The sequence below is a fragment of the Alterluteimonas muca genome, assembly GCF_021191595.1.
GTDB lineage: Bacteria > Pseudomonadota > Gammaproteobacteria > Xanthomonadales > Xanthomonadaceae > Luteimonas > Luteimonas muca.
Genome location: NZ_JAIWPS010000006.1, coordinates 117,436 through 137,475, shown reverse-complemented (window position 1 = coordinate 137,475; position 20,040 = coordinate 117,436). Strand labels below are relative to the sequence as shown.

Genomic DNA, 20,040 nt, shown 5'->3' with positions numbered 1-20,040 from the left:
CTCAGCCCTCGTCGGCGGCGGTGTCCGGCGTGTCTTCCGGCTTGCGGCCGAGGCCGCAGTGGTCGGGGTCCTGGCCGCGTGGCTTGCCGACGTTGCGTGCGTCGTCACCGTCACGCGGGGTGCGCTCGGCATAGCCGGGTTTGTCGGCGTCGTTACCTGCCGGGGTGTCCTTGCGGGGGCTGCTGTCGTGCGGATGGTCCGGGCTCATGGGTGCCTCCTCAACGGCCGAGTTCGAAGACCACGTCGAGCGACGCGGACAGGGTGGTTTCACCGGGCGAGACCGGGCTGCTTTCCGCGCGCGCATCCATCGCCGCCATGCGCATCATCGGCATCGGCTGCATGAAGCCGCCGCCCTCGCTGATACTGACAATCCGCCGCACGCGCAGGCCGAGCGTGTCCGCATACATCGAGGCGCGGGTGCGCGCCAGCTCCAGGGCCTTGCGGCGCGCCTCGTCGTAGACCGCCTCGGGCTGGTCGATCTCGAAGCTGGGGCCGTTGACCTGGTTGGCGCCGTTGGCCACCAGCGCATCCAGCACATCGCCGATGCGCGCGACATCGCGCAGCTTCAGGTTGACGGTGTTGCTGGCCTGGTAACCGGTGATGACCGGGGATTCGTTGTCGACATGCCGGTACTGCGGATGGATGTTGAGCCCGGAGGTCTGCACGTCGCGCTCCTGGATGCCGGCGGCGCGGATCGCGCGCATGACCCGGTTCATCTGTTCGGCGTTGGCGCGCAGCGCGGCATTTGCGTCGGCGGCGCTGGTCACCACGCCGGCGGACAGGGTGGCGACGTCGGGGGTGCGGCTGGCCTCGGCGCGGGCGCTGACCGACAGCAGGGTGCTGTCGCTGGCCACCTGCGGCGCGGCCGGAGCCGACGGGGTCTGGGCACGGGTGGGCATGCTGGTCGCCAGGGTTGCGAGGGCGAGGGCTGCCACCAGGGCGGTGGCGAGCGGGCGAAGTGTCATTGGGGTCTCCGGATGTGACCGAAAGGGTCGAGCCGCTCCAGTGAACGGGCCGTGAGCCTGAATGGGGTTGACGGCGGCGCGCCAGCGGTGCGCCGGGGTCGCGCGGGTATCCTGTGCGCATGCTGCTGCTTGCCTCGAAATCGCCCCGGCGCCGTGAGCTGCTGGGGCGCCTGGGTGTCCCGTTCGCGGTCCTGGATATCGACATTCCCGAAGTGCGCGCCCCGGGCGAGACGCCGGAGGCCTACGTACGCCGGGTCGCCCGTGACAAGGCCGGGGCCGGCTGGGCGGCAGCGCCGGCGGGGACCTCCGCGGTGCTCGCCTCCGACACCGAAGTCGTGCTCGACGACCGCGTCTACGGCAAGCCGGTCGACGACCACGATGCCGCATCGATGCTGCGCAGCCTCGCCGGGCGCAGCCATGAGGTGCTGACCGCGGTGGCACTGCGCTCCGCGGCGGGCATCGACGAGGTGCTGGTCAGCACCACGGTGACCTTCGACGCTCTCGACGAGCACGCGATCGCCGCCTATGTGGCCACCGGCGAACCGATGGGCAAGGCGGGCGCCTATGCGATCCAGGGCGGAGCCGAGCGTTTCGTCACCCATCTGGCGGGCAGCTATTCGGCGGTGATGGGCCTGCCGCTGCACGCGACGGCCGGGTTGCTGCGTGCGGCCGGGTTGATGCGATGAAGGCCGGCGGAACTGCGATGATCGTCGGCTTGCGCGCACGCGCGTCTGCCAAGGGATAGGTCGGTATGTCGGAGGAAATCCTGGTCAACGTCACCCCGCGCGAGACCCGCGTGGCGGTGGTCGAGAACGGCATGCTGCAGGAGCTGCACATCGAACGCGGGGCCAGCCGCGGCGTGGTCGGCAATATCTACAAGGGCCGCGTGCAGCGGGTGATGCCGGGCATGCAGGCGGCGTTCGTCGACATCGGCCTGGAGCGCGCCGCGTTCCTGCACGCAAGCGACGTGATGCGCTCGCTGCCGGCGCCGGAGATGGACGCCGAGGCCGGGGCGCTGCCGGTGCCCGCCACGGTGCCGCCGATCGCCGAGCTGCTGCGCGACGGCCAGGACGTGGTGGTGCAGGTGGTCAAGGAACCGATCGGCACCAAGGGTGCGCGGGTCACCACCCAGATCAGCATTCCCTCGCGGTATCTCGTGCTGCTGCCGCAGTCGAGCGTGGTCGGCATTTCCGCGCGCATCGAGGACGATGGCGAGCGGCGCCGGCTGAAGACGCTGGTGTCCGACCTCGCCCAGAGCAGCGGGCCGTACGGCTACATCGTGCGCACCAATGCCGAGGGCCAGGCGGAGGAAGCGCTCGCCGACGACATCGCCTACCTCGCCCGCGCATGGGCACTGGTCGGCGAGGCCGCGGCGTCGGCACGCGTGGGCACCTGCGTCTACGAGGACCTCACCCTGCCGATGCGTGCCGTGCGCGACCTGATGCGGCGCGACGTCGACAAGGTGCGGGTGGATTCGCGCGAGACCTACGAGCGGGTGCGCGCGTTCGCCGCGCAGTACATGCCGGCGCTGGCCGACGGTGACGGCGGCCCGCTGGCCGAGCGCATCGAGCACTACGCCGGCGCGCGGCCGATCTTCGACCTGTACGGCGTCGAGGACGAGATCCAGCGCGCGCTCGACAAGCAGGTGCCGCTGAAGTCGGGCGGTTACCTGGTCATCGACCAGACCGAGGCGATGACCACCGTCGACGTCAACACCGGCTCGTTCCTGGGCCAGCGCAACCTCGAGGAAACCGTCTACCGGACGAACCTGGAAGCGGCGCAGGCCGTTGCGCGGCAGCTGCGGCTGCGCAACCTCGGCGGGATCATCATCATCGACTTCATCGACATGGTGGATCCCGAGCACCGGCGGCAGGTGCTGCGCACGCTGGAGAAATCGCTGCTGCGCGACCACGCCAAGACCACCGTGTACGACTTCTCGCCGCTGGGGCTGGTGGAGATGACCCGCAAGCGCACCGTCGACAGCCTCGAGCGGCAGCTGTCGGAGACCTGCCAGACCTGCGGCGGGCGCGGCATGCTCAAGACCACCGAGACGGTGACCTACGAGGTCTTCCGCGAGATCGTGCGCGCGGTGCGCCAGTTCGAGTCCGCACGCCTGCTGGTGATCGCGTCGCCGAAGGTGGTCGCGCGCATCACCGACGAGGAATCCACCGCGGTGGCCGAACTGGAGGAGTTCCTCGGCAAGTCGATCCGCTTCCAGGCCGACGAGCAGTACCTGCAGGAACAGTTCGATGTCGTGCTGCTCTGACCCCGCCACTGTCGTGCCCGGGCGGCGTCGCGGCGCCGCGCGTGCGGGCGCTGGTCGGCCATGGCACAGGTCCATCGAGTGGTGCGCGGCGTCCGTCCGCGCCTGCATGCAGGTACCCGCGTCGCAGGCCCTGCGCCAGCCTGACGGGTGGCGGCCGGCGTGAGCCCGGTGCGCCGCCATGCGCGCCGTGCCGGCCGCTGGACCTGGTACCTGCTTGCGCTGGTGCTGGTGGTCGTCGCGCTCGCCGGCGGCATCGCCTCGCAGCTGCTGCTGCCGCTGGCCGAGCGCCACCCGGATCGCGTCGCCGCATGGCTGGGTGAGCGTGCGGGACGACCGGTCGGCTTCGATTCGCTCGACACCACCTGGACCCGACGCGGGCCGCTGCTGCAGGTCACCGGGCTGCGCATCGGCGAGGTGGACGCGCCGGTTGCGATCGGCACGGCGGAGATCCTGGTCATGCCGTATACTGGTTGGCTGCCGGGGCGCTCGCTGACCGAGCTCCGCCTGCGCGACCTGCACCTGCAGCTCGAGCGGCACGATGACGGCAGCTGGCATGTCAGGGGCCTGCCCGGGCAGGCCGCCGGCGACAGCGACCCGTTCGCCGGACTCGAGCGCATCGGCGAGGTGGTGCTGCGCGATGGCAGCCTCGATATCGTCGCGCCGGGGCTCGGCATCCACACCCATGTGCCACGGATCGACCTGCGGCTGCGGGTCTCGGGCGACCGCGTGCGCGCTGCGGCGAATGCCTGGCGGGTGGAGGCCGATGCCCCGGTCCGGGCGGTGCTGGACCTAGCGCGCGGGAGCGGCGACGGCCGCGCCTGGCTGGGCATCGCCCGGGCGGATCTCGACGGCTGGTCGCCGCTGCTGCGCTACGCCGGGGTGGCGGTGGTCGATGGCCATGGCGATGCCGATGCCTGGGCGACCCTGTCCGGGCGCAGGGTGGTGGCGATGCGCGCCCGCGCGGAGCTCGAGGATGTCGCCCTGCAGGCGGTCAGCGGTGAGAGCGACGAGGCGCGCTTCGAACGGCTCGATGCCGACGTGCAGTGGCAGGTCGGCGATGCCGGCTGGCGGCTGGACGCCGGTCGCCTGCGGCTGACCGCCCATGGCGCCACCCAGTCGCTCGACGGGGCGGTGCTGGGGTCGGGCGCGATGCTGGCGTTTGCCGCCGACCGCATTGATGCCGGGCCGCTGCTCGCGCTGCTGCCGCTGTCGGACCGGCTGTCGCCGGAACTGCGCGGTTGGCTTCGCGAGGCGGCACCGCGTGCGGTGCTGCATGACGTGGCGCTCGTACGCGACGACGAAGGCCACATGCGCGTGCAGGCGCGCATCGAGGACGCGGGCTTCGCGCCGGTCGGCGAGCGGCCGGGCCTGCTGCGTGCGAGCGGGCGCCTGCGTGGCGACGCCGCGGGGTTCGCCTTCGAACCGGACCCCGCCACGCGCTGGCGGCTGGACTGGCCGGCAGGCTTCGGCGAGCCGCATGACTTCAGCCTCGACGGCACCATCGCCGCGTGGCGCGACCCGGCCGGCTGGCAGGTGCAGACGCCCGGCCTGCGGATCGCCGGCGACGGCTATGGCGCCCATGTGCGCGGGGGGCTCGGCTTCGCGGCGGGCAGCGGGCGGCCGACGATCGATATCGCCGCCCACGTCGACGAGGCGGAGATTCCGGTGGCACGGCGCTTCTGGGTGCGCCATGTGATGTCGGAGGCCACCATCGGCTGGCTGGATGCAGCGCTCGTCGGCGGACGGGTACGCAACGGCCGCGCGGTGGTTTCGGGTGACCTGGATGACTGGCCGTTCCGCGCCACGGCAGGCCGCCCCGTGCCGGGGCTGTTCCACGCCGAGGCGGAGCTGGTGGATGCGCAGGTGCGCTTCCAGCCGGAGTGGCCCGCCGTCGAACGGCTCGACGGCCGGGTGCGTTTCATCGCCAATGGCTTCGACCTGCGCGGACGCGGCGCACTGGCGGGCGTGGACGTGGCGCAGCTGGAGGCGGGCATCGCCGATTTCAGCCAGGCGCCACTGCGCGTCAGCGCGGAGTCGGGCGGTGATATCGCCGCGATGTTCGCGATGCTGCGGCAGACCCCGCTGTACGCCGGCCTGTCGCCGACCCTGGACGGGCTGCGCGCGGCGGGGCCGGCCAACGCGCGCTTCGCGATGGAGCTCGACTTCGGCGAGGCGCCGCTGATCGACGGTGCGGTGCAGTTCGACGGCGTGCGCGTGGCCGAGCAGGCGTGGGGCCTGCAGCTCGACCAGCTGCGCGGACGCCTGCGCTACGACCAGCACGGCTTCGCCGCCCCCGCGCTGCAGGCGCAGATGGACGGCCGTACCGCGCACCTGCGCCTCGCCGCTGGCGAGGGACATGCACGCGATCCGCGGCTGGCTTTCGAGGGCGAACTCGGGGCGGTGGTCGGCATCGGCACGCTGATCGATCGTGTCCAGGCGCTGGAGTGGCTGCACCCGCGCGCCCGCGGACGGTCGGCATGGACGGTAGGGGTCGAGGTGCCGCGCGATACCGGTGGCGACGATGCCCCGCCCAGCCTGGTGCTGCGCTCCGACCTGCGTGGCACCACCCTCGACCTGCCGGCGCCGCTTGCGAAGCCTGCCGGGGCGGCCCTGGCTGCCGAAGTGCGCGTCGAACTGCCGCTCGACGGCGGCAACGAACTGGCGGTGCGCCTGGGCCAGCGCATGGCCCTGCGCGCACGCGTGGATGGCGATGCCACCGGCCTTGCGATCGCCCTGGGCGGCGCTGCGGCCACCGCGCCTCCGGCGTCGGGGGTGGTGCTTGGTGGCCGCACCGCCGAATTCGCGGTGATGGACTGGCTGGGGCTGCTCGGGGGCGCAGGCGGGGAGGGCGATGGCGATGGCGAGGGTGGCAGCATGCCGCTGCGGCGCATCGACCTCGCGGTGGACCGCCTGAGCCTGATGGGCGGGAGCTTCCCGGATACCCGCATCCGCGCGGCACCGGCCGCGGGCGGCACCGCGCTCGGTTTCGAGGGGCCGGCGCTGGCCGGTTCGCTGCAGCTGCCGGATGGCCGGGGCCCGGTGATCGGTCGTTTCGAGCGCGTCCACTGGCAGCGCACGCCGCCCGTCGCGGGCGCCGCCGCGCGCGCGCGCGGAGCCGCTCCGGCCGACGACAGCAGCGATCCCGCGCGCCTGCCGGCACTGCAGATCGACGTCGCCGACCTGCGCCTGGGCGACGCCCGCCTGGGCGAGGCCAGCCTGCGCACCCGCCCGGTGGCCGATGGGCTGCAGCTCGAGCGCCTGCAGGTGCGCGCGCCGGGGCAGGCGATCGACGCCACCGGCGAATGGCGCGGCCGCGGCAGCGCCCAGCGCACCCGCGTGCAGCTCGATATCGACAGCCAGGATTACGGCGCCCTGCTGGCCGGCCTCGGCCAGGGCGAACGGCTGCGTGGCGGTAATGGCCGCATCGGCTTCGCGGCCGCCTGGCCCGGCAGCCCGACCGGTTTCCGCGTCGAGGCGCTGGAAGGCCGGCTGTCGCTGCTGGTCAAGGACGGGCAACTGGCCGATGTCGAACCCGGCGCCGGGCGGGTGCTGGGCCTGCTCAGCGTGGCGGAACTGCCGCGTCGCCTGACCCTGGACTTCCGCGATTTCTTCGAGCGTGGCTTCGCCTTCAACCGCATCGGCGGAGAAGTGCATTTTGCCGACGGCCGTGCGCGTGCCCAGGGACTGGCGCTGGATGGGCCGGCGGCGGAGATCCGCATCGGGGGCAGCGCCGACCTGCGCGCGCAGACCTACGACCAGACCATCGACGTGCACCCGCGTTCGGGCAACCTGCTGACCGCGGTCGGGGCACTGGCGGGCGGGCCGATCGGCGCGGCGGTCGGTGCCGCGGCGGGTTCGGTGCTGCGCCGGCCGCTGGGCGAGATCGGCGCCTCCACCTACCACGTCACCGGGCCGTGGAGCGATCCGCAGGTCGAGGTGATCCGACGCGAGCCACATCGCGCGGAAACCGGTGCGCAGCCACCGCCGGACGCGGGCGCGCCCGCGGAGTGACGGCACGGTCCATGCCACCACCGCGGTTGCCCCTGCGCATCCGCGCCCCCATCCTTTGCCGATGACCGATTCCCCGATTGCGCTTGCCCAGTCCCGCCTGCTCGCTCCCGCAGGCCTCGATACCCACCAGCTCGACCAGGCGTTCTCGGCCCTCCTGGGCCCCGGCGTCGATTTCGGCGACCTCTATTTCCAGCACTCGCGGCGCGAGAGCTGGAGCATGGAGGACGGCATCGTCAAGGACGGTGCCCACTCGATCGAACAGGGCGTGGGCGTGCGCGCGATTTCCGGCGAGAAGACCGGCTTCGCCTATTCCGACGACATCGATGCGCAGGCGTTGCTGGTGGCCGCCGGCTCGGCACGCGCGATCTCGCGCGACGGCCGTGCGGTCGCGCCGCAACGCGTGACCCTGCCGGCCCGCAGCCGCGCACCGCTGTATCCGGCGCTCGATCCCGTCGACAGCCTCGACAACGCGGACAAGGTGGAGGCGCTGCGTCGCATCGACCGGCTGCTGCGCGCCGCCGATCCGTGCGTGCGCCAGGTGATGGTGAGCCTGTCGGGCACCGTCGACACCATGCTGGTGGCACGCTCGGATGGCGTGATCGCCGGCGACGTGCGCCCGCTGGTGCGCCTCAACGTGCAGGTGCTGGTGGAACAGGATGGCCGCCGCGAATCCGGCTATGCCGGCTACGGCGGGCGTTACGGCTACGGGGAACTGCTGGCCGACGGCCGCCCCGAGCACTTCGCCCGCGAGGCCTTGCGCCAGGCGCTGGTCAACCTCGAGGCGGTCGACGCCCCCGCGGGCGTGATGCCGGTGGTGCTGGGCAACGGCTGGCCGGGCGTGCTGCTGCACGAGGCGGTGGGCCATGGCCTGGAAGGCGACTTCAACCGCAAGGGCACCAGCACCTACGCCGGGCGCATCGGCCAGCGGGTGGCGGCGCCGGGGGTGACCATCGTCGACGACGGCACACTGGAGGGCCGCCGCGGCTCGCTCAATGTCGACGACGAGGGCACCCCGACGCGCTGCACCACGCTGATCGAGGACGGCGTGCTCGCCGGTTACATGCAGGACACCCACAACGCGCGGCTGATGGGCGTGGCGCCGACGGGCAACGGGCGTCGCGAGTCGTTCGCGCATCTGGTGATGCCGCGCATGACCAACACCTACATGCTCGCCGGCAACGACGACCCGGAAGACATGATCCGCTCGGTGAAGAAGGGCCTGTACGCGGTCAACTTCGGCGGCGGCCAGGTCGACATCACCAGCGGCAAGTACGTGTTCTCGGCCACCGAGGCCTATCTGATCGAGGACGGGCGCATCACCGCGCCGGTCAAGGGCGCGACGCTCATCGGCAACGGCCCGGAGACCATGCGCAAGGTCAGCCGCATCGGCCACGACCTCGCGCTCGACGACGGCGTGGGCGTGTGCGGCAAGGACGGGCAGAGCGTGCCGGTCGGCGTGGGCCAGCCGTCGCTGCTGATCGACGGCCTGACGGTGGGTGGCACGCAGGCGTGACTGCGGTGTGCTGCCACGGATCAGCGCGGGTCAGCGCGGATCGGGGCGATGAAGGCGGGCGCCGTCCTGCGTTTGATCCGCGCACACCCGCGTCATTCCGCGGCTGGAAGCTCCGCCCCGTCCTGCGTCGTGTCTGCAGCCAGCACATCGCGCAGCAGCCGGAACAGTTCGCGATAGGCGTGCGGCGGCCTGTTCTTCGCCCGTTCCTGCGCGGCGTTGCGGATCAGTGTGCGCAGCTGCTGACGGTCGGCATCGGGATGCTCGGCCAGCAGGTCGGCGAGCGCGGTGTCGCCGCCCTCCAGCAGCCGGTCGCGCCAGGTTTCTGCACGGTGCAGCAGCGCGGTTTCCTGTCGCGCGGCCTCGCCGCCGGCATCCATCGCATCGCGGATGGCTTCAAGGGTTTCATCATCCTCGCGGCGCATCTGCTTGGCCAGGAACGCCAGCTGGCGCTTGCGCGCGATGTGCGAGGTGATGCGCTGCGCGTCGCGGATATGCGGCAGCAGGTGGTCGGGCAGCGGAAGTTTTTCCAGCTGCGCCGGAGTCATGCCCACCAGTCGTTCGCCCAGTTCCAGCACTTCCAGTGCATCGCGCCGTTGCTGGCTGCGGCTGGGCGAGAGGAATTCGCCGGTTTCGTCGTCGCGTCCGCGCATCGTCGGTCCTGTGTGCAGGGCGGGGTGGATCCCCGGGTCGCCCGCGCGGGCGCGGCGGCGCGGCGGACGTCAATCATCAAAGGATAATCCATTGGACGCAGTGACTTCCCCGAAACACGCCGCCGACGACAGCCAGTCGCGCATTGCCGCCCTCGAGGACGTGGCGCGGCGTGCACTCGACCTGTGCCGTGCGCGCGGCGCCAGCCAGGCCGAGGTGTCGTGTTCGGAAGAGCAGGGCCTCAACGTCGGCGTGCGCCTGGGCGAGGTGGAGACGGTCGAGGCCACCCGCGACCGCGGCGTGGCACTGACCGTCTACTTCGGCCAGCGCAAGGGCAGCGCCAGCACCGCCGACCTGCGCGACGACAGCCTGGTCGCCACCGTCGAGCAGGCCTGTGCGATCGCGCGCTACACCGAGGAGGACCCGGCCGCCGGGCTCGCCGACCCGGCGCTGATGGCCACCTCCCTGCGCGAGTTCGACAGCTGGCACCCCTGGGCGCTGGACGCGGACGAAGCCGTTGAACTGGCACTGGCCTGCGAGCAGGCCGGGCGCGATGCCGATCCCCGGATCGGCAATTCCGACGGTGCCTCGGTGGGCAGTGGCGCGGCGGTCTCGGTGTATGCCAACTCGCACGGGTTCATCGGCAGCAGCCGCGAAACCCATCACAGCCTCGGTTGTGCGCTGATCGCCGGCGAAGGCGAAGCCATGCAGCGCGACGGCTGGTACACGTTCGCGCTCGCACGCGACGACCTGCAGGCACCTGCAGCAGTGGGGCGCGAGGCCGCGCGGCGCGCGCTGGCGCGGCTGGATCCACGGCCGATCCCGACCGGCACGATGCCGGTGCTGTTCTCGACCGAGATGGCGCGTTCGCTCGTCGGCCATCTGCTGGGTGCGGTGTCGGGCGGCGCGCTGTACCGGCGTGCGAGCTTCCTGCTCGACAGCCTCGGTGAGCAGTTGTTCCCCGACTGGTTCGCAATCCACGAGCGCCCGTTCCTGCCCCGCGGCCTGCGCTCGACGTCATTCGACGACGAGGGCGTGGCCACGCGCGAGTCGGCGCTGGTCGAGGCCGGCGTGCTGCAGCGCTACGTCCTCGGCAGCTATTCCGCGCGCAAGCTCGGCCTCGTGACCACCGGCAATGCCGGCGGCGTGCACAACCTCGAGGTGGCCGCCAATGCCGGCAACCTGGCCTCGATGCTGCGCGACATGGAACGTGGCCTGCTGGTCACCGAGCTGATGGGCCAGGGCGTCAACAACGTGACCGGCGACTATTCGCGCGGTGCGGCAGGCTTCTGGGTGGAGAACGGCGTGATCGTGCACGCGGTCGACGGCATCACCATCGCCGGCAACCTGCGCGACATGTTCCGCGACATCCGCGCGGTCGGCAGCGACCGTGATCCGCGCTCGCATATCGGCACCGGGCCGATCCTGCTGGACCGGATGACCGTCGCCGGCGGCGAATGACGTTAGGCTGTCGGACGGAGCACCTCTCCGTCGCCCGCGTGGTTGGCGCCGTCGCGCGGGCACTGCACCCGCGCGCCTGGGGAACGACATGAACGCACCGTACGACCACGACGCACCCACGCCCGTCAGCACCAGCGGCATCGCCGCGGATCAGCGCCAATGGGCGATGTTCGCCCACCTGTCCGCGTTGCTGGGCGGGCTCGTCACCGCCGGCTGGGCAGGGGGCGTGGGCTGCTTCCTCGGGCCGCTGGTGATCTGGCTGATGAAGCGCGAGACCATGCCGTTCGTCGGCGACCAGGCGAAGGAAGCGCTGAATTTCAACATCACCGTCGCCGCGATCATGCTGGTGCTGTTCCTGGTCGGCATCTTCACTTTCGGCATCGGCTTCCTGCTGACCGTGCCGCTGATGGTGATCGTCGCGCTGGTGTCGCTGGTCTTCATCATCATCGCCGCGATCAAGGCAAACGACGGCGTGGCGTACCGCTATCCGTTCGCGATCCGCCTGGTGAAATGACGCAGCGCGCGCCTGCGCGCATAGGTCGTCGGTTGGGTTGGACCGCGTTGCAGGCGGTCCCATGATGGTTACCGGGGCGCGATGTCCGCGCCCGGCAGGAGACCGTCATGGCACATGTCCAATCCATCACCACCTCCAGTGAGCGCGGCTGGGCCATGGCCGCGCACCTCACCGCCCTGGTGCTGGCATTGATGACCAGCTGGCTGGTTGGCGTTGCCGGGGTGGTCGGGGCCGGGGCGATCTGGCTGCTCAAGCGCGACGACTCGCCATTCATCGCGCGCCACGCGCGCGAGGCGGTCAACTTCAACCTCAGCATGCTGATCTATGCCGCGGTGGCCTGCGGCATCGCCGCGGCGCTGGTCGGGTTGACCGTGCTGACCCTGGGGCTGGGCGTGATCCTGACCCTGCCGGCCGGTCTGGCGCTGCTGATGGTGATCGTCGCGATCGCGCTGATGTGGCTGGTGTGCAGCATCATCGCCGCGGTCAGGGCGTGGAACGGCGAGGAGTACCGCTATCCGCTGACCATCCGCCTGCTGGACTGACCGGGCTCGCCGGGCGAACGCAACTGGCGTCCCTGCGGGCCAGTCAGTGGCTGCGGGTGATCGCGTGGTGGCCAAGTGCCGCCAGCGCCGACGCACGCTCGCCGAACGGGGCCAGCGCCGCGTCCATCGTCGTCGCCAGTGACTGCAGGCGGGCGCGCGAGGCGTCGACGCCGATCAGCGCCGGGAACGTGGCCTTGTCCTGCGCCGCATCCTTGCCGGCGGTCTTGCCGAGGGTGCTGCTGTCGGACTCGACATCGAGCAGGTCGTCGCGGATCTGGAAGGCAAGCCCCAGCGCATCGGCAAACGTGTCCAGTCGTGCGGCGGTCTGCGCGTCCACATCCGCAGCAAGCGCACCCAGCCGCACCGCGGCACGCAGCAGCGCGCCGGTCTTCATCGCATGCAGGCGTTCGAGTGCATCGATATCGGGCACGCCGTTACCGGTCGCAGCGAGATCGCGCGCCTGGCCACCACACATGCCGCCGGCACCTGCCGCCACCGCGAGTTCGCGCAACATCGCCACCCGCGCGGCTGCGGGCTGCGGGGCATCGGCGAGCACCGCGAACGCCAGCGACTGCAATGCATCGCCGCACAGCACCGCGGTGCCCTCGTCGAACGCCACGTGCACGGTCGGCTGGCCGCGCCGCAGGGCGTCGTCGTCCATCGAGGGCAGGTCGTCGTGGACCAGCGAATAGGCGTGGATCAGTTCGACCGCGGCCGCCGCCGGGTCCAGTGCGTCTTCGGCGACGCCGAACGCGGTGCCGGTGGCGTACACCAGCAGCGGACGCATGCGCTTGCCGCCGAGCAGGGTGGCGTGGCGCATCGACGCCAGCAGGCGCGGCTCGCTACCGGCAAGCGGGTCCAGCGCGCTGCCGATGGCATCGTCGGCACGCTGGCGCCAGGCATCGAAACGGCCGGAAACGGCCGCGGGCGTCTCAGACATCGTCGCCGGCGGCGGGAAACGGTTCGCCATTGCCGGGCTGGCCGGGGTCGCTCAACAGGCGCACGCGCAGTTCGGCCTGTTCCAGTGCCTGCTGGCAACGGCGATACAGGCCCACGCCGCGTTCGTAGGCGGCCAGTGAATCCTCGAGGCTGAGTTCACCGTCCTCCATGCGCTCCACCAGCGCTTCGAGCTGTTCGAGCGACTGCTCGAAATCGCTCACCGGCGAGGTGCTGTCGGCGCCGTCGGCGGGGAGGGCGGGGTCGGAAGTCTGCTTGCGTGCCATGCGCGCATTCTAGGCCGAATCGGCCGCCGCTTCGTGACCGCGGGCTGGCCTACGGGGGTCAGCGGCGCGCCGGCGGCGTCCAGTGCAGGCGTGCGTTGCGTGCCTGCAGCCACGCGTCCAGCGCGGCCGCTACCACGCGGTCGCCGGCGGCGAGGAGTTCGCCACCAGGCGTGGACAGCAGCGGCAGCTGCGCGCGTTCCCAGCGCGGCACGTCGAGCATCTGCAGTATCTGTTTCAGGCTGTGGTGATGGTCCCGCCCGGGCAGCCGGATGCGCTCGCCGCCGCGGCGCGCATGCACCCGCAACGGCACATCGAAGCGGGTTGGGCCCCCGGCCTCGAGCTGCAGCCTGCCGCCATCGGGCAGTGCCAGCGGCGCGGCGCCATCCCATTCGAGATCGAGCTCCGCGCACAGCGGCGTCTGCAGCGGCGCGGCGTGCAACAGGTCGCGCCAGCGCTGCACCCGCGTGCCGGCGTAGTCGAAACAGGCATCGCCATCGCGCGCACCACCGGCGAGCATCCGTTCGATCTGCGCCACGCCTTCGGCCGGCAGCGGCGGCAGCCCGAGCGTCGCGATCCAGTGCCGCAGCACGCGGGCACGGCGCGCCGACGGCAGCCCGCGCAGGGCATCCAGGCGCAACACCGCTGGAACAGCGTCGCGTGCAGTGGCCATCGCTGCGGCATCGTCAACGGCCAACAGGTCGCAGGCCTGCGCCGCGATGCCCGCGCTGCGGGCGAGGCTTCCGGTGGCATGCGGCCAGCGTTCGCGCAGCCGGGGCAGCACCGCATGGCGCAGGAAGTTGCGGTCGGGGTCGAGCGCGGCATTGCTGGTGTCCTCGATCCACGCCAGCCCACGGGTGCGTGCGACCTGCAACACGTGCGCACGTGGCGTCGCCAGCAACGGGCGCCACAGCCAGCCCGCGCCATGTGCGCGCCACGGGCGCATGGCCGCCAGCCCCTCCACGCCGGACGCCCGCAGCGCGCGCAGCAGGAAGGTTTCCGCCTGGTCATCCAGATGGTGGGCCAGCGCGAGGATGTCGCCGGGCTGCAGCTGCGCCGCGAACGCGGCGTAACGTGCGCTACGCGCGGCCGCCTCGAGACCGCGCCCCTCATCGGGCTGCACGTGGGCGCGGTGGATCTCCAGCGGTACGTCGAGCGCCGCGCAGACGTGCTGCGCATGCGCGGCCCAGTCGTCGGCGGCTGCCTGCAGGCCGTGGTGCACATGCACTGCACGCAGGCCGCGCGCGCGCGCGTCGGGATCGCCGGCAAGGCGGTGCAGCAGCACGGTGGAATCGAGCCCGCCGCTGAAACCGACCACGACCGGCGCGGCGGCGCTAGGCGGGATCCACAGTGGCAGGTCGACGGTGGACGCGGACATTCGCGCATGGTGCCACGCGCGCGACGCTGCGATCCGCGATGCGCACCTTGCGGTCAACCGGCTTCGCCTAGAGTGCGCTGTCCTCATGCGGGAGTCCTCGATGACCCGGTTGTTCGCACCGCTCGCCCAACGTTCCATCGTCATGCGCAACCGCATCGCGGTCTCGCCGATGTGCCAGTACAGCGCCACTGACGGCGTGCCGGATGCATGGCATCTCGTCCACCTGGGCAGCCGCGCGGTCGGGGGTGCGGGCGTGGTAATGGCCGAGGCCACTGCGGTGTCGCCGGAGGGGCGCATCTCTCCGGCCGATACCGGGCTGTGGAACGACGCGCAGGCGCAGGCATGGGCGCCAATGGCGGCGTTCGTGCGCGCGCAGGGCGCGGTGCCTGCGGTGCAGCTCGCGCACGCCGGCCGCAAGGCCAGTACGCAGGTGCCATGGTTGGGCCGCCTGGGAGTCCGGCCGGAGGACGGTGGCTGGCAGGTGGTGGCGCCGTCCGGGGGCGCGTACGACGCCGGCTATCCGGAGCCCGTAGCGATGGATGCCGCAGGCATCGGCAGGGTCATCGACGACTTCCGTGCCGCCGCGCGGCGCGCGCTGGATGCGGGCTTCGAGCTGGTCGAGATCCACGCCGCGCATGGTTACCTGCTGCACCAGTTCCTCTCGCCGCTGACCAATCATCGCGACGATGCCTGGGGTGGGGGCTTCGAGCGGCGGATCCGGCTGACGCTGGAAGTGATCGCCGCGGTGCGCGAGGTGTGGCCGGAGCGCCTGCCGCTGTGGCTGAGGATCTCGGCCACCGACTGGGCCGACGGCGGCTGGGATGTCGGGCAGAGCATCGCGCTGTGCAGCCAGTTGCACGACGTGGGCGTCGACCTGGTCGATGTGTCCAGCGGCGGGCTGGTGCCCTGGCAGCGGATCGAGGTTGGCCCGGGCTACCAGGTGCCGTTCGCGGGTGAGATCCGCCGCGCCAGCGACATTCCCACCGGTGCGGTCGGGCTGATCACCAGCGCCTCGCAGGCCGAGGACGTGCTGACCAGCGGAGAGGCCGACATCGTACTGCTGGGCCGCGAACTGCTGCGCGACCCCTACTTCCCGCAACACGCCGCACGCGAACTGGGCGCCGATCTCCCGGTGCCGGTGCAGTACGCCCGGGCGTGGTGAGGGGCGTCAGGGGTTCTGGCAGGGCCCAGCGCGGAGAATATCGGTGACGTCGAAGTAGAACGACCGCTTCCGCCCATTGTTCATGCGTACGTCGAGCCGGTCGTAGGAACGGCCATCGTGTTGCACGACCGACTGGCGCCGCACCTCGCGCACGCCCAGCACATGACGGGCCAGCACGTACTCGTTGGAAGCCAGGCATGTCCGGAAGGCGCGGGCAGGGGACGCGCCGTCGCGTCCTTCGATCATCATCTCAAGCAACGCCGTTGCATAGGCGCGCCGGTCAGCGTGTCGCGCCGTATCGCCGGCGGCTTCAGCAAGTACCGCGAGCAGCAATTGCAATTCAAGCGACGGGAGTGCATCCAGGTCACCAAACTGCTCGGCGAGCTGGTCCAGGATCGGCTGCGCGGCCGCGACAGCGTCAGGTCCGGTCACGACGTTGCTTATCTCATCGATCGCGCCAAGCACGGCCAGATCGACGAGTCCGGGAAGCATCGGGCGGGTACCGACGCGTTCGCAGTCTGCAAGTGCGGCCTCCCGGTAAATCGTTGCCTCACCAGGTGGGGTTACCGGATCGCCTGCAAAGGCCGGCGACACGAAGAGTGCCGCAACGAGTGGCACAACGAGTTTAGGCCGCACGGTTGTCCGGCTTGCGCGCAGGGTGCCAGCCATTTCGAACCTCCGTGTCGTGCTGATCGTTTTCCCGGCGTGCGCGGCGCTCCTCAGGCCGCCTCGTACGCCCCGTAGCCCCGCAGGCGCTCGTAGCGGCGCTGCAGGAGGTCGGGCAGCGGCAGCGCCTCGAGGGCGTCGAGCTCGTTGAGCAGCACCGACTTCAGGCGGATCGCGGTCTGGCGCGGATTGCGGTGCGCGCCGCCGATCGGTTCGCGGATCACCTTGTCCACCAGGCCCAGCCCGTGCAGGCGGCGCGCGGTCAGACCCAGTTGCTCGGCGGCGTCGCGCGCCTTGCCGGCGTCCTTCCACAGGATCGATGCACAGCCTTCGGGGGAGATCACCGAATAGGTGCTGTACTCGAACATCAGCGTGCGGTCGCCGACGCCGATGGCGAGCGCGCCGCCGGAGCCGCCTTCGCCGATCACCGTGCAGATGATCGGCGTCTTCAGCTCCGCCATCTCCATCAGGTTGCGGGCGATCGCTTCGGACTGCCCGCGTTCCTCGGCACCGATGCCGGGATAGGCGCCCGGGGTGTCGATGAAGGTCAGCAGTGGCAGGCCGAAGCGCTCGGCCATCTTCATCAGCCGCAGCGCCTTGCGGTAACCCTCCGGGCGCGGCATGCCGAAGTTGCGGCGTACCTTGGACTTGGTGTCACGGCCTTTCTGGTGGCCGATGATCATCACGCTGCGACCGTTGATGCGGCCCAGGCCGCCGACGATGGCGAGGTCGTCGGCATAGGCGCGGTCGCCGGCGAGTTCCTGGAACTCGTCGCAGATATGGCGGATGTAGTCGTGGGTGTAGGGCCGGGCAGGATGCCGGGCCAGCTGCGAGACCTGCCATGGGGTCAGGTCGCGGAAGATCTGTGCGGTGCGCCGACGCAGCTTTTCCTGCAGTGCGTGCACTTCGCTGTCCACATTGACCGCGGGGCCGGCACTGGCCTGGCGCAGTTCCTGGATCTTGGCTTCGAGGTCGGCGATGGGCTGCTCGAAGTCGAGGTAGTTCGGGTTCATCTGATACCGGGGCCCGGAAACAATCGGGAGAGTCTATCCGACCGCCTGCCACGGCACCGTACCCCGGCGTGTCGTCAATGCGAACGACCACCGCGATGGGCAGACACCGTCACCCGTACGTGACGCGGCTTCTGGTGCCGTTGCCAGCCTCCGTACCGCCGGGGTATCGGCCTCGACGAGGTCGCAAACAGGGGTTTTTCGAGATCGACGACCGCATCACCCTGCGTACCGCCTGCCGGATGGTCCGGACCCTTTGCCGACCCGATGGAGGGCCCGATGCTGACCCGGCTGCATGATCTTCTCGGCCTGCGGACCGGCCCGGTGACGTTTTTCGTCTCCGTGCTGGTCATCTTCGCCTTCGCCGCGGCGATGTCCTTGTTCCCGGGCCCCGTGCAGAGCGGCTTCGGCGTGGTGTCGGGCTACCTGCGCTACGAGCTCGGCTGGCTGTATACGCTCGGCACGACCGGACTGGTGGTGTTCGCTTTCGGGCTGGCGGCCAGCCGCTACGGGCGGGTGAAGCTCGGTGACGACGATGCGGAGCCGGAATATTCCGGTGTGGCCTGGTTCGGCATGCTTTTCGCGGCGGGGGTGGGGGCCGTTCTGATGTTCTGGGGCGTGGCGGAGCCCATGAGCCACTACGCCAACCCGCCGCTCTACGGGACCGTGCCGGGGACCGACACAGCCGCCCTGCAGGCACTGGCCATCGCCAACTTCCATTTCGGCATCCACATGTGGGCCCTGCTGGTGATTCCGGGGCTGTGCTTCGGCTACTTCACCTACAAGCGCCGGCTGCCCCCGCGCGTGTCGTCAGCGCTGCAGCCGCTGCTCGGGGAGGGAATCCACGGGCCGTGGGGGAGGGCGGTGGACATCATCTGCGTGGTGGCGACCGTCTTCGGGCTGGCGGTGTCGGTCGGCCTGGGCGCGATGCAGATCAACGCCGGCATGAACTACGTCATGGGCATTCCCATGAACGGATGGCTGCAGGCCGGCATCATCGCCGTCATCACCGCGCTCGCACTGGTCTCGGCGCTGGCCGGCCTGGACAAGGGCATCAAGCGGCTTTCCTACCTGAACATCGTCCTGATGGTCGCGTTGCTGGTGTTCGTGCTGATGTGGGGCGCCAGCATGGACACCATCCGCGGCATCGTGGAATCGGCGGGGGCGTATGTGTCCCATCTGCCCATGCTTTCCTTCTTCAACGATTCCTTCGGCAATGGGCGATGGTCTGGCGACTGGACCGTTTTCTACTACGCATGGACCGTCACCTGGTCGCCCTTCGTCGGGCTGTTCATCGCGCGCATTTCGCGCGGCCGCTCGATCCGGGCCTTCGTCCTTGCATCGCTGTGCCTGCCGACGGCCTTCGTGGTCATCTGGATGGGCACCTTCGGCTTCAGTGCCTTCCGCATCGAACGGGCGCCCGCGACGGCCGGCACCCTGACCGAAACCATCGTGGCGAACGGGAATGTGGAAGCCGCGCTGTTCCAGTTCCTGCAGTCCTTCCCGTTCTTCGGGTTCACGGCGGTGCTGGCGCTGCTGGTGATCACCATCTTTTTCATCACGTCCCTCGACTCCGGGGCGCTGGTGCTCGACAACCTGGCTTCCGGTTACGAAGACGTGGGGCCCAAACGCCAGCGCGTGATCTGGGCCCTGTCGGTGGGCCTGGTCTGCACCGTGATCCTGGTGACCTCGGGCGAACACGGGCTCGCGGCATTGCAGGAGGTCATCATCGTCATCGGGGCCCCGGTGCTGATGCTGGTGGTGGGCCTGTGCCTGTTGCTCGTGCAGGCGTTGCGCGAGGATGCCGGTGCGGTCAAGCCGATGCGCACGCGCCAGTGGAAGAAGGTGCTGCCGGTGGAGGAGTACCAGCGGCGCGCACGGGAGGACGAGCACGACATGGCCGAGTACGTGATCCGGCCGGAGTACGAGCCTGGAACCGAACCGGAATACGACGCCTACCAGCCACAGACGCGGCAGTCGCGACGGGCCCGGGAAGGCGCGGCGCTGCTGACCATCGGGCTGACCGGCGGTATCGGCTCGGGCCGGTCACTCGCCGCCCGCGATTTCCGTGCGCTGGGCGCGGTGGTGATCAGTGCCGACGAACTGGTCGGCCGCGTCATCGTGCCCGGCAGCCAGGCGCTGCGGGAAATCGCCGAGGTCTTCGGCGAGGACGTCATCACCGAAGACGGGGAACTGAACCGCTACGCCCTGGGCAAGCTCGTGTCCGGCAACGACACCGCCCGGGCCAGGCTCAACCGGATCATCCATCCGCGGGTACGCGCCGAGATCATGCGCTGCGCCGCGGAGGCCGGCCCCGACGCGGTGGTAGTGGCCGACGTGCCGTTGCTGGCCGAAACCGACGAGCCACGGGCCGGGCTCGACCTCGTGCTCGTGGTGGAGGCGCCTGCCGAGGTGCGGGTGGCGAGGCTGGTCAGCGAGCGCGGCATGTCCAGGAAGCAGGCCTGGGAGCGGGTGGACGCCCAGGCGACGGACGCGGAGCGTCGTGAAATCGCCGACGAAGTGATCGTCAACGATTCGGGACGCGAGGCGCTCGCCCAGGCGGTGCGCCGGTTCTGGAGCGAGCGGGTGCAGCCGCTGCTCGATCCGCATCGGGCCGCCGCGCGCGCGGACGACGCGCGCGGACGGGACGAGTGACTGGCTGCGGTTCCCGATGACCGAAAGCG

General features: G+C 70.8%; 17 protein-coding genes. 9 read left to right on the top strand and 8 right to left on the bottom strand.

Features of this window, described 5'->3' with window-relative positions; translation table 11 throughout:
- Position 1: 1 nt before the first annotated feature.
- Positions 2–208: a hypothetical protein gene (locus LDO11_RS09875; protein WP_232141391.1), complete on the bottom strand. Its 207-nt coding sequence runs from the start codon at positions 206–208 to the stop codon at positions 2–4.
- 10 nt (positions 209–218) lie between these two features.
- Positions 219–965, bottom strand: a complete 747-nt coding sequence (locus LDO11_RS09870; protein ID WP_232141390.1) for an SIMPL domain-containing protein — start codon at positions 963–965, stop codon at positions 219–221.
- A 119-nt stretch (positions 966–1,084) separates the two neighbouring features.
- On the opposite strand from LDO11_RS09870, the gene LDO11_RS09865 reads away from it, so the two are divergent.
- The 4 genes from LDO11_RS09865 (at position 1,085) to tldD (ending at position 8,755) form a co-directional block, all read left to right on the top strand.
- On the top strand, positions 1,085–1,651 hold the full coding sequence (locus LDO11_RS09865) for a Maf family protein (protein WP_232141389.1): 567 nt from the start codon (positions 1,085–1,087) through the stop codon (positions 1,649–1,651).
- Positions 1,652–1,716: 65 nt separating this feature from the next.
- Positions 1,717–3,231, top strand: coding sequence for a ribonuclease G (rng, locus tag LDO11_RS09860; RefSeq protein WP_129135557.1), 1,515 nt, complete (start codon positions 1,717–1,719; stop codon positions 3,229–3,231).
- Between the two features lie 159 nt (positions 3,232–3,390).
- On the top strand, positions 3,391–7,242 hold the full coding sequence (locus LDO11_RS09855) for a YhdP family protein (RefSeq protein WP_232141388.1): 3,852 nt from the start codon (positions 3,391–3,393) through the stop codon (positions 7,240–7,242).
- 61 nt (positions 7,243–7,303) lie between these two features.
- A complete protein-coding gene (gene tldD, locus LDO11_RS09850; RefSeq protein WP_232141387.1) occupies positions 7,304–8,755 on the top strand; it encodes a metalloprotease TldD in 1,452 nt (483 codons plus the stop codon).
- 92 nt (positions 8,756–8,847) lie between these two features.
- Here the strand turns inward: tldD and yjgA are convergent, their stop codons facing one another.
- Positions 8,848–9,405: a ribosome biogenesis factor YjgA gene (gene yjgA, locus LDO11_RS09845; RefSeq protein ID WP_232141386.1), complete on the bottom strand. Its 558-nt coding sequence runs from the start codon at positions 9,403–9,405 to the stop codon at positions 8,848–8,850.
- A 91-nt stretch (positions 9,406–9,496) separates the two neighbouring features.
- Between yjgA and pmbA the strand changes: the two genes are divergently transcribed.
- The 3 genes from pmbA (at position 9,497) to LDO11_RS09830 (ending at position 11,920) form a co-directional block, all read left to right on the top strand.
- Positions 9,497–10,864 carry a metalloprotease PmbA gene (gene pmbA / locus LDO11_RS09840; RefSeq protein ID WP_232141385.1) on the top strand — a complete coding sequence of 456 codons (1,368 nt, stop codon included), beginning with the start codon at positions 9,497–9,499 and terminating at the stop codon, positions 10,862–10,864.
- An 88-nt stretch (positions 10,865–10,952) separates the two neighbouring features.
- Positions 10,953–11,378, top strand: a complete 426-nt coding sequence (locus LDO11_RS09835) for a DUF4870 domain-containing protein (RefSeq protein WP_255683403.1) — start codon at positions 10,953–10,955, stop codon at positions 11,376–11,378.
- A gap of 107 nt (positions 11,379–11,485) precedes the next feature.
- Entirely contained in the window at positions 11,486–11,920 is a 435-nt protein-coding gene (locus LDO11_RS09830) for a DUF4870 domain-containing protein (protein WP_232141384.1), read from the top strand.
- Positions 11,921–11,963: 43 nt separating this feature from the next.
- Here LDO11_RS09830 and LDO11_RS09825 read toward each other — a convergent pair whose 3' ends face one another.
- Genes LDO11_RS09825 through tilS form a run of 3 tightly spaced genes read right to left on the bottom strand, consistent with a single transcriptional unit; the run spans position 11,964 to position 14,518 of the window.
- The gene (locus LDO11_RS09825) at positions 11,964–12,860 is read right to left on the bottom strand and encodes a polyprenyl synthetase family protein (protein WP_232141383.1); all 897 of its coding nucleotides are present in this window, start codon (positions 12,858–12,860) and stop codon (positions 11,964–11,966) included.
- Positions 12,853–13,143 carry an exodeoxyribonuclease VII small subunit gene (locus LDO11_RS09820; RefSeq protein WP_129135564.1) on the bottom strand — a complete coding sequence of 97 codons (291 nt, stop codon included), beginning with the start codon at positions 13,141–13,143 and terminating at the stop codon, positions 12,853–12,855. The genes LDO11_RS09825 and LDO11_RS09820 overlap by 8 nt, the downstream gene beginning before the upstream one ends.
- A 58-nt stretch (positions 13,144–13,201) precedes the next feature.
- Positions 13,202–14,518 carry a tRNA lysidine(34) synthetase TilS gene (gene tilS / locus LDO11_RS09815; protein ID WP_232141382.1) on the bottom strand — a complete coding sequence of 439 codons (1,317 nt, stop codon included), beginning with the start codon at positions 14,516–14,518 and terminating at the stop codon, positions 13,202–13,204.
- Positions 14,519–14,618: 100 nt separating this feature from the next.
- On the opposite strand from tilS, the gene LDO11_RS09810 reads away from it, so the two are divergent.
- Positions 14,619–15,680 (top strand): NADH:flavin oxidoreductase/NADH oxidase, encoded by a 1,062-nt coding sequence (locus LDO11_RS09810; RefSeq protein WP_232141381.1) that lies wholly within the window; start codon positions 14,619–14,621, stop codon positions 15,678–15,680.
- A 6-nt stretch (positions 15,681–15,686) separates the two neighbouring features.
- Here LDO11_RS09810 and LDO11_RS09805 read toward each other — a convergent pair whose 3' ends face one another.
- Together LDO11_RS09805 and LDO11_RS09800 are read right to left on the bottom strand one after the other, a co-directional pair.
- Positions 15,687–16,349, bottom strand: coding sequence for a DUF4919 domain-containing protein (locus tag LDO11_RS09805; RefSeq protein ID WP_232141380.1), 663 nt, complete (start codon positions 16,347–16,349; stop codon positions 15,687–15,689).
- Positions 16,350–16,399: 50 nt separating this feature from the next.
- The gene (locus LDO11_RS09800; RefSeq protein WP_232141379.1) at positions 16,400–17,359 is read right to left on the bottom strand and encodes an acetyl-CoA carboxylase carboxyltransferase subunit alpha; all 960 of its coding nucleotides are present in this window, start codon (positions 17,357–17,359) and stop codon (positions 16,400–16,402) included.
- 276 nt (positions 17,360–17,635) lie between these two features.
- Here LDO11_RS09800 and coaE point away from each other — a divergent pair, with 276 nt between their 5' ends.
- Positions 17,636–20,011, top strand: coding sequence for a dephospho-CoA kinase (gene coaE / locus LDO11_RS09795; RefSeq protein ID WP_232141378.1), 2,376 nt, complete (start codon positions 17,636–17,638; stop codon positions 20,009–20,011).
- The last annotated feature ends 29 nt before the right edge of the window (positions 20,012–20,040 follow it).

What these genes read in the sequence shown, in the direction of transcription:
- LDO11_RS09805 (WP_232141380.1), bottom strand. Translation starts at nt 16,349, where the DNA reads ATGGCTGGCACCCTGCGCGCAAGCCGGACAACCGTGCGGCCTAAACTC.
- LDO11_RS09830 (WP_232141384.1), top strand. Translation starts at nt 11,486, where the DNA reads ATGGCACATGTCCAATCCATCACCACCTCCAGTGAGCGCGGCTGGGCC.
- tilS (WP_232141382.1), bottom strand. Translation starts at nt 14,518, where the DNA reads ATGTCCGCGTCCACCGTCGACCTGCCACTGTGGATCCCGCCTAGCGCC.
- LDO11_RS09810 (WP_232141381.1), top strand. Translation starts at nt 14,619, where the DNA reads ATGACCCGGTTGTTCGCACCGCTCGCCCAACGTTCCATCGTCATGCGC.
- LDO11_RS09870 (WP_232141390.1), bottom strand. Translation starts at nt 965, where the DNA reads ATGACACTTCGCCCGCTCGCCACCGCCCTGGTGGCAGCCCTCGCCCTC.
- yjgA (WP_232141386.1), bottom strand. Translation starts at nt 9,405, where the DNA reads ATGCGCGGACGCGACGACGAAACCGGCGAATTCCTCTCGCCCAGCCGC.
- coaE (WP_232141378.1), top strand. Translation starts at nt 17,636, where the DNA reads ATGCTGACCCGGCTGCATGATCTTCTCGGCCTGCGGACCGGCCCGGTG.
- LDO11_RS09835 (WP_255683403.1), top strand. Translation starts at nt 10,953, where the DNA reads ATGAACGCACCGTACGACCACGACGCACCCACGCCCGTCAGCACCAGC.
- LDO11_RS09820 (WP_129135564.1), bottom strand. Translation starts at nt 13,143, where the DNA reads ATGGCACGCAAGCAGACTTCCGACCCCGCCCTCCCCGCCGACGGCGCC.
- LDO11_RS09875 (WP_232141391.1), bottom strand. Translation starts at nt 208, where the DNA reads ATGAGCCCGGACCATCCGCACGACAGCAGCCCCCGCAAGGACACCCCG.
- tldD (WP_232141387.1), top strand. Translation starts at nt 7,304, where the DNA reads ATGACCGATTCCCCGATTGCGCTTGCCCAGTCCCGCCTGCTCGCTCCC.
- rng (WP_129135557.1), top strand. Translation starts at nt 1,717, where the DNA reads ATGTCGGAGGAAATCCTGGTCAACGTCACCCCGCGCGAGACCCGCGTG.
- LDO11_RS09825 (WP_232141383.1), bottom strand. Translation starts at nt 12,860, where the DNA reads ATGTCTGAGACGCCCGCGGCCGTTTCCGGCCGTTTCGATGCCTGGCGC.
- LDO11_RS09865 (WP_232141389.1), top strand. Translation starts at nt 1,085, where the DNA reads ATGCTGCTGCTTGCCTCGAAATCGCCCCGGCGCCGTGAGCTGCTGGGG.
- LDO11_RS09800 (WP_232141379.1), bottom strand. Translation starts at nt 17,359, where the DNA reads ATGAACCCGAACTACCTCGACTTCGAGCAGCCCATCGCCGACCTCGAA.